This is a genomic window from Streptomyces tuirus (assembly GCF_014701095.1).
Lineage (GTDB): Bacteria > Actinomycetota > Actinomycetes > Streptomycetales > Streptomycetaceae > Streptomyces > Streptomyces tuirus.
Genome location: NZ_AP023439.1, coordinates 5,567,683 through 5,579,755 on the forward strand (window position 1 = coordinate 5,567,683; position 12,073 = coordinate 5,579,755).

General features: G+C 65.5%; 11 protein-coding genes. 7 read left to right on the forward strand and 4 right to left on the reverse strand.

Annotated elements, in window-relative coordinates:
* Positions 1 to 137 precede the first annotated feature (137 nt).
* The 4 genes from eccB (at position 138) to IGS69_RS25690 (ending at position 4,154) form a co-directional block, all read left to right on the forward strand.
* The gene (gene eccB / locus IGS69_RS25675; RefSeq protein WP_190902853.1) at positions 138 to 1,664 is read left to right on the forward strand and encodes a type VII secretion protein EccB; all 1,527 of its coding nucleotides are present in this window, start codon (positions 138 to 140) and stop codon (positions 1,662 to 1,664) included.
* A gap of 18 nt (positions 1,665 to 1,682) precedes the next feature.
* Positions 1,683 to 2,945 carry a type VII secretion-associated serine protease mycosin gene (gene mycP / locus IGS69_RS25680; RefSeq protein WP_190902854.1) on the forward strand — a complete coding sequence of 421 codons (1,263 nt, stop codon included), beginning with the start codon at positions 1,683 to 1,685 and terminating at the stop codon, positions 2,943 to 2,945.
* Positions 2,933 to 3,544: a hypothetical protein gene (locus IGS69_RS25685; RefSeq protein WP_190902855.1), complete on the forward strand. Its 612-nt coding sequence runs from the start codon at positions 2,933 to 2,935 to the stop codon at positions 3,542 to 3,544. The genes mycP and IGS69_RS25685 overlap by 13 nt, the downstream gene beginning before the upstream one ends.
* A gap of 163 nt (positions 3,545 to 3,707) precedes the next feature.
* Positions 3,708 to 4,154 carry a hypothetical protein gene (locus tag IGS69_RS25690; RefSeq protein WP_190902856.1) on the forward strand — a complete coding sequence of 149 codons (447 nt, stop codon included), beginning with the start codon at positions 3,708 to 3,710 and terminating at the stop codon, positions 4,152 to 4,154.
* Here the strand turns inward: IGS69_RS25690 and IGS69_RS25695 are convergent.
* Positions 4,151 to 4,444, reverse strand: a complete 294-nt coding sequence (locus IGS69_RS25695) for a hypothetical protein (protein ID WP_190902857.1) — start codon at positions 4,442 to 4,444, stop codon at positions 4,151 to 4,153. The two genes, IGS69_RS25690 and IGS69_RS25695, sit on opposite strands and share 4 nt — an antisense overlap.
* A gap of 1,411 nt (positions 4,445 to 5,855) precedes the next feature.
* Here IGS69_RS25695 and IGS69_RS25700 point away from each other — a divergent pair.
* The 3 genes from IGS69_RS25700 (at position 5,856) to IGS69_RS25710 (ending at position 7,949) form a co-directional block, all read left to right on the forward strand.
* Positions 5,856 to 7,124, forward strand: coding sequence for a S8 family serine peptidase (locus IGS69_RS25700; RefSeq protein ID WP_385864749.1), 1,269 nt, complete (start codon positions 5,856 to 5,858; stop codon positions 7,122 to 7,124).
* 95 nt (positions 7,125 to 7,219) lie between these two features.
* Positions 7,220 to 7,558, forward strand: a complete 339-nt coding sequence (locus IGS69_RS25705; protein ID WP_097221214.1) for a WXG100 family type VII secretion target — start codon at positions 7,220 to 7,222, stop codon at positions 7,556 to 7,558.
* A gap of 88 nt (positions 7,559 to 7,646) precedes the next feature.
* Positions 7,647 to 7,949 (forward strand): WXG100 family type VII secretion target, encoded by a 303-nt coding sequence (locus IGS69_RS25710; RefSeq protein WP_190902858.1) that lies wholly within the window; start codon positions 7,647 to 7,649, stop codon positions 7,947 to 7,949.
* A 617-nt stretch (positions 7,950 to 8,566) separates the two neighbouring features.
* Here IGS69_RS25710 and IGS69_RS25715 read toward each other — a convergent pair.
* The 3 genes from IGS69_RS25715 to IGS69_RS25725 all read right to left on the reverse strand — a co-directional run bounded on the left by IGS69_RS25715 (position 8,567) and on the right by IGS69_RS25725 (position 12,009).
* Positions 8,567 to 9,109 (reverse strand): hypothetical protein, encoded by a 543-nt coding sequence (locus IGS69_RS25715; protein ID WP_190902859.1) that lies wholly within the window; start codon positions 9,107 to 9,109, stop codon positions 8,567 to 8,569.
* 96 nt (positions 9,110 to 9,205) lie between these two features.
* Positions 9,206 to 11,494 carry a DUF6571 family protein gene (locus tag IGS69_RS25720; RefSeq protein ID WP_190902860.1) on the reverse strand — a complete coding sequence of 763 codons (2,289 nt, stop codon included), beginning with the start codon at positions 11,492 to 11,494 and terminating at the stop codon, positions 9,206 to 9,208.
* Positions 11,494 to 12,009 carry a hypothetical protein gene (locus IGS69_RS25725; RefSeq protein ID WP_190902861.1) on the reverse strand — a complete coding sequence of 172 codons (516 nt, stop codon included), beginning with the start codon at positions 12,007 to 12,009 and terminating at the stop codon, positions 11,494 to 11,496. The genes IGS69_RS25720 and IGS69_RS25725 overlap by 1 nt, the downstream gene beginning before the upstream one ends.
* Positions 12,010 to 12,073: the final 64 nt, after the last annotated feature.

A 12,073-nucleotide genomic window follows, 5' to 3' on the forward strand; every position in this document is an offset into this window, starting at 1 on the left:
AAGGCCCGGGCACCCTACCCGCTCCACAAGCCCCCGCGGATACCAGGCATAGTAGGGGGCCGCTCTGACACCGGGGCGTTCGGCATGACACACCAGGCGAGCGCGGCACATCTGAACACGGGGAGAAACAAGCAGAGATGGCATCTCGGCGCGACCAGCTCAATGCCTACACCTTCGCGAAGCGCCGCATGCTCGCGGCCTTCCTGCAGTCGTCGCCCGACGGTTCGGAGGAGGGCGCACCTCGTCCGTTGCGCGCGGTCGTCCCCGGCGCCATCGTGGGTGTGGTCGTCATGGCCGTCTTCGGGGCCTGGGGGATGTTCAAGCCCACCGCGCCCAAGGGCTGGGACGAGCCCAACGCCAAGGTGATCGTCGCCAGCGACTCGACCACCCGCTACGTCGTCCTGAAGACCGGCCAACAGGTCCAGCTGCACCCGGTCCTCAACATGGCGTCCGCGAAGCTGCTCCTCGACGAGGGCCAGGGCGACGTGGTGACCGTCGCCGAGTCCGTCCTCGACAACGGCAAGATCCCCCACGGGGCCACCATCGGCATCCCCTACGCGCCCGACCGTCTCCCCTCGGCGTCCGAGGCGGGCGGCGAGAAGCGCTGGGCGGTCTGCGAACGCCGCAGCGCGGGCGGCGAGTCCATCCAGAAGGCGGCCCTGGTTCTGGCCTCCCGTGAGGTGCAAGCGACCGAGGGCAAGGACGAGAAACTGACGGGCGGGCAACTGCTTTACGTCGTGGCCCCTGACGGCAACCACTACGTGGTGGACGCGAGCGGACGCTCGTACCTCATCGACAAGAGCGACGAACTGCTGCTGCGCGCCGTCGTCGGCTCCGGAGGCAAGCCGCAGAAGGTCTCCCGTGAGTGGCTGGAGACCCTGCACGCCGGCGACCCGATCTCCTTTCCGAAGATCCAGGGTCAGATCGGTGTCGCGGCCGACGCCCCAGGCCAACTGGACGACCAGACCGACAAGGTCGGCATGGTCCTCAAGGCGTCCGACCTGAACAGCGACCAGTACTACGTGGTGTTGCCCGGCCGGGTCGCCCCCGTCTCGGCCTTCGTCGCCCAACTCCTGCTGTTCAGTGAGGACCTGGCCTCCCTCGGCCAGGCCGGTGCAGCCAAGGACATGAGCCCGGGTGCGATCGTCCCCGGCAAGCCGTTCGGCACCGAGCACCGCTGGCCCACCCACGACCCCGAGCCCGTCAACGATGCCTCAGGCACCGCAGGAAGCCGCGGCACCGTCTGCAACGTCCTGCGCGGTGTCGACGCCGACTCGGGTGCCACGACCCTGAGCACCTGGGCCGGCACGGATTTCCCGGCCAAGCTCCCCACCGGCTCCTCCAGCGCCTATGTCACGCCCGGCTCCGGCCAGCTCTACCGCCAGTTCCAGGGCAGGGAGACCAAGGCCGGCCCTGTCTTCCTCGTCACCGACACGGGCCTGCGCTACGTCCTGCAGTCCAACGCCGACAGCGGCGCGGACGACGCCGGCATCGGAACGACGGCCAAGGACCGCCGGCAGGCCCAGCAGGAGGCCCAACAGGCCCAGACCCGGCTCGGCTACAAGGACGTGGACCCCGCGCCGATCCCCGTCGCCTGGTCGGAGTTCCTGCCCACCGGCCCACGCCTGTCGACGACGGCGGCACGCCAGCCGCAGGGTTCCTGAGGGCCGGCCATGCCACACATGCCCTTCCTCCTCCGGGCGGCGACCACAGTGGTGGCCGCGACCGTGCTCACGACCGCCCCCGTCCTCCTCGCGCCCCCGGCGACGGCGGCCGACCTGCCGTACTCGGACCAGTGCGCGTTCCCCAACGGCAAGTACCCGGGCCGCCCCTGGTCCTTGCAGCGCGTCCTCCTGGACGAGCTGTGGAGCCAGTCCACGGGCAAGGGCATGCGGGTGGCGGTGATCGACACCGGCGTCGACGTGACGAATCCCCAACTCACCGACGCGGTCGACGTGCGGAGCGGCCGCAATTTCCTGCCCGAGAACCTCAAGGACGACGACGGCAACCCGATCGAGCGGGGCAAGGAGAACGGCACCACGGACACGGTCGGCCACGGCACCAAGGTCGCCGGCATCATCGCGGCCCGGCCCGCCAAGGGCACCGGCTTCGTCGGCCTGGCCCCCGAGGCGACGATCATCCCGATCCAGCAGAACGACGCGGAGGGCAACGGCGACGTCGGCAGCCTGACCGGCGCGATCCGCTACGCCGTCGAGGCCGGGGCCGACGTCATCAACATCTCCCAGGACACCACGAAACCGATGAAGTCGACGTCCGATCTGGCTCTGGCGATCAACCAGGCCCTGGCCCGGAAGATCGTAGTCGTGGCCTCGGCGGGCAACGACGGCCTCGGCGGCAACGTCAAGGAGACGTACCCGGCTTCCTACGAGGGCGTCCTCGCCGTCGCCGCCTCGGACCGCAACAACGAGCGCGCCGCCTTCTCCCAGTCCGGCCAGTTCGTCGGCGTGGCGGCCCCCGGTGTCGACATGATCTCCACCGTCCCCAAGGGCGGCCACTGCTCCGACAGCGGCACGAGCTTCTCGGCGCCGTACGTCGCCGGCCTCGCGGCGCTGATCAAGGCGAAACACCCCGACTGGACGGCCCGGCAGATCGTCGCCCAGATCGAACAGACCGCTGAGCGCACCACCGCGGGGCACGACCGTCTGGTCGGCTGGGGAGTGGTCGACCCCGTACGCGCCCTGACGCAGGACGAACACCCCGTAGAGTCCCCCGACCCCCAGGCGGGCCTGGGCAAACCGGAAGCCCCCACCCCGGCCAAGTTCCAGATCGGCGAAACCGCCGAGGAACGCAACGCCCGCCTCGCTACCTACGTGGCCGTGGGCGCGGTGGTCCTCGTCGCGGGGATGGGCGGCACGGCGGTGGCGCTCCGGGACGCGCGGCGCAGACAGAGGCGACGACTGGAAGGCGGCTCATGGACGCGCTGACCCAACTGAACGTGCTCGGCCTCGTCCTGTCCGCAGTGCTGCTGGCCATGGCCTGCATCAAGGCGGACCGCGTCCGGGCCTGGCGCGCCACCGTCAACCCGTCGGCCGAAGAAGTGTCCGACGCCTCCTTCGTCGCCGCTCGCCTCACCTTCGTCGCCTTGGCCGGCGTCGGCATCTACCTGAGCGTGCAGGGCTTTCGAGTCTCCGACGACACGGTATGGGACAACGCCGAGTTGACGACTGCGGTGCAGGGCGCCACGGACGCCCTGGACGGCAGCTCCGGCTTCGGCGAGATCTATGCCGAGGACAACGACACCCGCTGGATCGACGAGTACGCGACAAAAATCGAGCAGGAGGTCGTCGAGCACGGCGGTGGCGACGCCCCGCAGTACGGCGTGACCGCGACGCCCGCCGCCCCGAACACCGCCTCCGAGGCGCGCTATACGGTCACAGGCGCCGACTTGGCCTTCTGCATGCAGGTCACACGCACCCGGTCGAAGGACGGGGACTATGAACCGCCGGGAATCGCGGGAGGCCAGGGCACGGTGACGGTCCCTTCATATGACTTCGCGGTGACGACGCGTGAGGGTGGTTGCTGACCCCGTGGCTCGGCCTGATCTCGTCCGCCTCGCAACTCGCATACCACGAGAACCAGTTGGTCGCGTCTAACCCGTTGACTACAGTGGTCACCGAGTGTGCCGATCGGGTCATCACCTGTGCACCGCTCAACGACTTCACCAACGGGGAACGGGGAGGGTAGGCATGCTGCCTGCGGAGGGTTTCAAAGTCGGCTTGGAGGCGCTGGGAACCTTCAAGAAGCGTGTCGATGCCGTGCTCTCCACATTCGAGGGTTCTCCCGGCAGTCCTCAGAACATCGCGGCGCACGCCCTCTCCGAGGCCTCATTCAGCGGCTCGGGGGGCTTCGCCGAGGCCAAGGGCCTCCACAGCCAGTACGAGCGCGTCCACGAACGTCTCACCGCACTCTCCAAGAACCTGGGCCTTCAGATCGAGGCGATGCAGATCGCCGTCATGGGCGCGGGCGGAAACTTCAGCAACATCGACGAGGAGGAGCGGCGGCGGTTCTGGGAGATCAGGACTGATATCGGCCGTCAGCACGAGGAAGCGGAGCGGGAGCGGGCGGCGGCGGAGGCTGCGAAGAAGGGCGAGTCCGCGCCGAAGAGCAACGACGAGCGGACGGTCACCTACTAGTGAGCGACAAGCAGAAGCCCCAGGAATCGCACCAGGCGGAGAGGGAGGAGGCCGCGAAGCAGGTCGGCGTCATCGACATGGTGAGCGGCGCGACGGGGGTAGCCCAGCTCCTCCCCTTCGGCTGGAAAGTCCCCCGCGTCTTCGGCAAGACGAACTTCGAGGGCCACGCCCTGAACGCCATGATCGACATGGTCGAGTCCGCGAAACCGGAGGACTTGGAACTCGCGGGCACTGCCCTGCTGAACGCCCAGACCGCCATCGAAGACGCCGCGGAGGAACTCGAAGGCCACATCACCCGGGTCGACTGGGCGAGTCGGGTGAGGCCTTCCGCAAGTGGGGTGCCAATCTCGTCATCCACGCCCGCAAGCTCGCCGCCTTCGCCGACGCCGCCGGCACCCAGATCACTGCAGCGGCCACGGGACTCGCCTCCGTTCGCAGCGCCATGCCGCCCCGCGACACCCGCGAGGACCCCAAGGCGGTCGCGGACATTCCGACGCCCAAGCAAATCGAGAGCAACGCGGAGTACGCGGCTGCGGTCAAGGCCGAGAAGGACCGCCAAGAGGCGATCAACCAGATGAACCGGCTGGCGTCCTTCTACGCGGTATCGGAAGAGATCATGGCGGGGCAGGAGCCGCCGACGTTCGAGCCGATGCCGGATGTAGGGGTGCCCAAGCCGGATCCGGGATACAAAGCCCCCATCATCACGGGCGATGAAGTGCGAGGTAACGGGGGGCTCGGGGCTGCGCGTGAGTCAGTGGCGGCCGGACAGGAGTCGTCGAGCACGACGTCAAGCCATTCACGTTCAGGAGGCATCACCCCGCCGCTCAAGCAGGTGGATGACTCGCCCATCACCTCAGTGGGGAACGTCGGTACTAAGATCGACAGCGTTGGCACTCTGTCGCCCCAGGAAGCCGCGAGGCCGACGACGAGTGTGGGGCCGACGATGACTGGTCCCACCAGCGGAAGCGGAGGGACAGCCCCTCCCTTCTCCACCGGCACAATTGCTCCCGCCCTCAGTGGGCCGGCCGGCCGCACCTCGGCCTTCGGCGGAGCGAACGGCAGCAGGGCCCCCATCACGGCTCAAGGACGTACAGGCACTCCCAGCGGGGCCGTCGGCGGTCGCGGCGTCACAGGCCCAATGGGGCACGCCACCACCACGGGGCAGTCAGGTGCTCGAGGTGGCAGCGCTTCCCCCATGGGCCGAGGCGTCTCAGGCGGAATGCCGCGCGCTGTCGGAGGGCCAGCGAGCGACCGCGCGGGCGGTTCGAGTGCCACAGGTGCGGCGCGCGGCAACGGAGTTGTGGGAGGAAGACCCGCCACAGGTGCTCAAGGGGCGACCGGCTCCAAGGACCCGCGCGGTACGGTCGTCGGCGCCGGCAACAGCGGCTCCCGTGCGCCCGCCGGCCAAATCGGGCAGCGAGGGGTGATCGGGGCGCCGAACTCCACCCCTGGCGCTCGTCCGGGCCGGACTGCGCGTCCAGCCGCGGGCAATGCCGACGGCGTCATCGGTACACCCAAGGGGCGAGCCCCAGCAAGGCGAAGCGGTGGACCGACCGGAGGCGGTGCAGGCGCGCCGCACGGCCGCACGGGAAACTCACGAAACACGAACCGCAGGGATCGTGAGGGTGAGTCTCAACCGGAGACCCCGCGACGCAACACGCCACCAGTGACTGACTGATCACAGCGAGGATCTACAGAGGCATGACAGGGACCAGCCCGCGCGGCGGATTGACGGCGCTCTTCGCAGGACGTGCCGGAAGACGGGTGACCACCGCGTGCGCGGCACTCGGTGTTTTCGCAATCATGTCCTCGGGGCTGGCTCCGAATGCGGCTGCCGCAGACGTTCAGTCGAAGCAGTGGTACTTGAAGGCGATGCACGCCGAAGACATGTGGAAGATCAGCACCGGCAAAGGCGTCAAAGTTGCCGTGCTGGACACGGGCGTGAATGCCGATACACCTTCCCTGAAGGGTCAAGTGCTCGGGGACGAGGTACCGGATGCAGTCTCGTACAACGCTACCGAGGACTATGACGGGCACGGCACCAGCATGGCGGAACTGATTGCCGGGACTGGTGCCGGAGAGGGTATGCAGGGCTTGGCCCCCGGGACGAAGATCATCCCCATCCGGATGCTCGTCAACGGCGTGAAGAACGAGACCGACAAGAAGAAGACTCCGTCCGCGGCGGAAGCGATCAAGGCGGCTGCGGACAGCGACGCTCAGATCATCAACATGTCCTACGGCGGTCGCTTCATCGACCCGGACGAGGAGAAGGCCATCAAGTACGCCCACTCCAAGGGCAAGTTGATGTTTGCCGGTACCGGCAACGACGCTCGAACCAAGAATTTCATTGACTACCCCGCGGCCTACCCGTACGTGGTCGGGGTGGCTGCCGCAGACGACAAGGGGAAGGTGGGCAATTTCTCGGAGCACGGCAATTATGTCGATCTGGCGGCTCCCGGTCTCAACCTGCCCACGTGGTGCGACGCTACATTTCGATCGTACTGCGACGGACGAGGTACGAGTATGGCCACTGCCGTCGCCTCCGCCTCAGCCGCCCTCATCTGGTCCGCCCACCCCGACTGGACGGCCAACCAGGTCCTGCGCACCATGATCGACACAGCTGGCCGCACCTGGTCGAAGGGCGAACGGAGCAACTACCTCGGCTACGGCGCCGTCCGCCCCCGCAAGGTGCTGGAGAACAGCGACATCAACCCGGGTTCGGCCGCCACCGACCCCCTCAGCTTCGAGAACGGAACCGGCGTCACGGGCGTCACCGCCTCACCCTCCGCTCCCGCATCAACCTCGTCACAGGCCCCCAAGAACACGTCTGGCGGCCAGACTTCGGCGGCAGGATCGACCTCGGAGTCCTCCGACAACACCACGATGTGGGTCGCTCTTGGAGCCGCGGGGGCGGTCCTGGTGATCGGGGGCGGCGCCTTCGCCGTGATCCGCTCGCGGCGAAAAGCATGAAGACTCACGCTCGTCAACCGGTCACGCACGCGACCTATCCGGCGCGATGACGCGCTCGGAAACCAACCACAGCTCTTATGAAGGGGAGTGCCCAAATGGTCGACCGCAAGCTTAATGAAGGCGACGTACAGAGGCTTCAGACCGAGGTTGTCGATCGCTACGACAACATCAGGGGATCGCTCGCGAAGCTGCAGGGCACGATCGACATGATCGAGAAGGCCTGGAGGGGACAGGGCGCCCAGGCGTTCAACACGAAGCAGACGGAAATCAACCAGCACATGGTCGCGATCGGCAAGATGCTCGACGACTTCCTCGAGGGCATCAACCTGAACAAGACCGACAAGCGCAACCTCGAAGACCAGATCGAAGCCGACCTGAAGCAGATCTCGGTGGACGATCTCGGTGGAAAGACTTCGGCGCTCAACAGCTACTGAGGCTACTGACGAGCTATCAGTGGCAGCGAGCCGCACCGCGGTCCGGGCTGCGCAGTCCGACTGAAATCTGCACAGAAACGAGGGAATCATGTCCGGAGCCCACTACGACGAACTCGCCGTTACGTACGGCACCATGGATGCGCTCGCCACTGAGCTCGGTAATCAGGCAAAGAAGCTCGAGGAGGATCTCGAGGCACTGAAGCAGGCCGTGCTCAACGTGTCCGCGGGCTGGGGCGGCGAGGCGTACGAGGAATTCCAGAAGAAGACCAAGCAGTGGGACTCGCACGCACGGGGCATCCACCAGGCGCTGGTCAACATCTCGCAGCGGGTCCACGCCGCCGGCGGTGACTACCGAGGCGGCGACCTGAAGGGCGCCAGCTACTTCCAGTAGGAGCGCACAGTCTGCAAGGCCAGGGTGGGCACGCACGGGAGGTGCCCACCCCGCACTGTCTGCTTCCTGCTTTTTCTTGTCCTGACCTCAAGATCAAAGATCTTCGTGGCCAAAACGCGGTCGTCCGCAGCGATCTCGATTCCCCCGGCCGCAAGAAAATTGGTTGGTACGGCTGCTTGGTCAGGGAAGCCTGCCATGGGTGATCGACCACGCGTCAGACCGGGTATCGGAACTGCCTGGCGGCCATGATCTGTGCAGTGAACAAGGCCGAGGACTGCGCCTGGTGGAATCCCTGGCACGGCGATGGGGCCGGCATCGCACAGGCCTCGATGAGAAGCAGGTCTGGTGCACCTTTGTCATCGAACCCGGGCTAGAACGTTCAGACCTTAGGTGCCGGGCAGCAACCCGACGCGGCTACGGCCATCGAAGTGCGCGCGCATCTCGTCGTCCTTCATCTGATCCTGAAACGTCCTTGTGCCCCGGCAGTACTGAGGTTGCTTCCTGCGCACTGAGGGGCGAGCCTTCGTCTGCGCCTTCACCACAGCCGACGAGAACAGGGAACGACATAGCGAGAGCAGTAAGGTACCCGGGTCGGCCAGCACGGCGCGAAAGCACCGTCACTGGCTACATTCCTGTGAAGAGCCGACAGCCTCAGCGTAAGCCTTGATGAGCTTGAGCATGTCCGCATTGTTCGCTTCCTCGTGCGTCACCCTGACAGAAGCCCACAGCGGCTCGTGGGCCTCTTCTGCCTGGGCGCAGTCGACCTTGCCGACGGCTCCAGTCGACGAGTAGATGTATCGTCCCTCATCGCTTTTCTGGTCCTGCGGGTCGACTCCGAGTGCGGACTGGGCGACATCGTTTGATGTTGTCTCGCCATCCCAGCGCTCCGTACTGGCTGAAAAGACTGACTCACCGTCGACATGAATGCGACACCGTTTGGTGCTTCCCGATGAATCCGAGTGTTCCGTGAGATCTTCGCCGTTCGGGAGAACTGCCTTCAGTACATTCTGAGGGACTTTGATCCCACATAGCGCACCGGGGACCGTGTACTGCTTGTCCGAAGATGAGCACGCAGCGATGGACAACAGCGCGGTCATTACGGCGACGAGGGGGAGAGAGGCGCCACTTCTCGGCCGCGCGGCGTTACGAATCTTCTTCACGGAGTACCTCTACATGGACATTTGATGGTGCTTGGTCAGGGTGACGCAGGAAGCAAACCTGGAAGCCGAGTGGGGTGCGAGGCTCGATGCCCCTGGTCAGTCAGGAATCTCCGTCTCAAGGTCTCTGGCCATCTGGTGACCTGCAGTGGATGCGTCGTTGAAACCGTCAGTGGTGCCTATGCGCGTCCACTCATCTACGTTTCCGGCGTACGGTGAGTTGTGGGCCTTGGCCGCCGCGACAGCTGCATTGTGAGCCATCGCCGTGTTGGCATCCTTGGAGTTCTCCCAGCGCTCGCCTATGTCCCTGCCCAGTTCCTTGGTGAACTCGGGGTCAGAATCCTTGAAGAACTGCTCCAGAACCATGCTGGTGACGGTGCCCGCGGCCCCACCGACGCCAGCGCCGACTGCAGGGGATGCGATGAAGGAGGTGCCCACGCCGACGAGCGTGCCAGTGGTTCCCGAGATCAAGTTCTTCTTTTGGTTCACAGCATTTTCGAAGTCGCCGTCGGCCTCCTTGGCCGGCCCCAGAACGGCTTCATTCCGTCCGAGTGCGAGCGTCCCGCCGATCTCGCCCGACCGGCGCGCGATCTCTTTCACTGTGGCTTCGGCGCTCTGGTCATAGCGTTGGTCCGCTGGAAGGTCTGGGTTGAGGTGAAACTCCATAAGTCTGGCCATGTATGTCTTCTGACTGACTTCGATAGCGGCGTAGCCTTCCGGATCCTGCCCGACGGCGACAAGGAAGCGAGTGACGTCAACGTGCTTCATTTCAGCGGGCGTCCCGGAGATCGGGAAGAGGCGGGCCACACTGTCATTACCCTCGGGGGCGTCAGCCGTAGCACGGTTGATGTCTGCCAGGTACTCAGAAGCGATCTGGCCGACACTGTCGGACATGTACCCCTTTTCTGTGAGCCGCCCCGGATCTTCTGAGATCGATGCCACCAGGTTCTCCGTAAGCTTGGCCTGTTCGGCATCATGCGGTGGTGTATCCACCGTAGGAATTTCTCCCGCCGGATGCCCCGTAGTAGCCGCCTCCAAAGCCGCAGCAAGATAGTTCCGCCCAGCGATGCTGTCCTCGCCTTTGCTGTCCGTGTCCTGTGGCCAGTCACGCTCCTCGAACAGATAGTCGAAGTTGCTGAGAGTCCGCTTTCCCTCCTTCCCGTCACCATCAGTGTCGTGCGTGAAGTCATGGTCCTCGTCCTTCGTGACGAAGGTGCCGTTGAAGAACTCCGTAGCCGCATCCGGGCTATTGGACAGCCCCTTGAGGTACCCAGTCATCGGGTCCCAGCCCGAGTCGGTGCCGGTGCGGTTGAGGAGTTGGTCGCCGCCCGTGCGGGTCCATGCCCCATGACGCCCGTTGCCCGTGAACTTCTTCTCCGTCTCGATCACCTTGTCGCCGTAGTCGACGAGGAATCGGTCGTCGTAGTTGCCGAACCGCATCAGGTTGGTCATGACCTGCACTCCGAGGGGGAAACCGCCGTTGCGACCCACGGGCTTGTCGGCCAGGTCGGTCATTCTGTACTTCCAGTCCGACATGGCGGCGCTGTCGCTCTGTGACGCCGTGGCAAGCGTGAGACTGAGGTTCTTCTGCAGGTCGTCGAACTTGTCGGACCGCTTATGGCCCAGTTCCCAGGCGCTGTGCGGATCGTTGACGCCGGTCCAGAAGTTGAGTGTCCCGTTCGGTCCGAGGCTCGTGGCGAAGCGTTCCGCGAACAGTTCATCGTTCGCGTAGTCCTTCAGCCCCTCGTTGAGCCGGTCGAACTCCGCAGGGGTGAGGTCCTCGGGCTTCTTCGCCAGCCTGGCCAACTCGTCGGCCTTCTTGATCGCGTCGGCCGCTTCGTCCCGGCTGTTGTAGTTGACGTCCGAGAAGCCCAGCCTGCTCTGGTCGGCGATGGCCGTGAGGACCGTGCCGGCTGACTTGTCGCTCTCGGTGGCCTTGTCGAGGATCTTCTGGAGTTCGTCTCGAAGCGCGGTGATCTCGCCCTTGTTGTCCTTGTCCTCCTGGGCGCGGCCTTCCGGCGGGACATCCGTGGTGACGGTGAAACCGCCTTCGTAACCGATCACCGTCAGCTTCTTCAGACGGCCGCGTTCAATGGCGTCGAGGAGCTGCCCCTTGTAGCCCTTCAGCTCGTTCCGGGTGTCTCTGAGGATCTTGTAGATGGACTCCGCTTGGCCGTGTGCGTCCTTGAACTCCTCGGTCGTCTTGCCGATGAATTCCTTGGAGACGTCGGCGTTGACACCCGCCCACTCGGCCTTGTTGGCAGTGCCTCGAAGGCCCTTTTCGGCTTCTTCCTTCAGCGTCTCCAGGTCCTTGACCATCGTCGACCAGTCGTCGACGGCATCGTCGAGCAAACTGAAGTCGGCTTTCCGAAGGGCATCGAGATCCATTACTTCTTGCCCTTCTTGTCATCCGGTTCGCCGTAGACCGAGTTCTGCTTGCCAGGAGGGCCGACACGCTCGTCGAAGCCAGCGTCCAGCAGGTCGATGCTGCTCATCTGCCGGCGGATGTAGCCGTCGTCGTCGGCGTGCAAATTCTTGGTGACTCTCATGTGGTTCGAGATGTGTGCGCACGCGTCACGAAGGGAGGACAGCTGCTGGTCCCAGCGGAGCGCCACGTGCTGGAGCGCGCCGCCGAGGGCGAATCCGCCCTTTGTCAGGGCTCCGGCGGCGCTCTCGCTGGTGGGGACCGCTCTGCGCCCCTTGTTCCACAGATCGTCGTACAGGTCGAAGGCGTTCTGGCCGATCTTCGCCAGATCCTTCTGGCTGACCTTCAGGTCGCCGTACTGGCTGGGATCCGGCGCAGGCCGACCGCCGTCGCCGGGATCCAGCTGGTTCAGCTGCATCCGGGTTGAGCCGCCCTGAGCGGCCTGCGACTTCAGCTGCTCCCATTCATCCCACGCCATCGCGTCGGACCCCTTCCCCGTGTCCCCGTAAAGCCGTCCGATGGACGGTCATTCTGTCGAACGC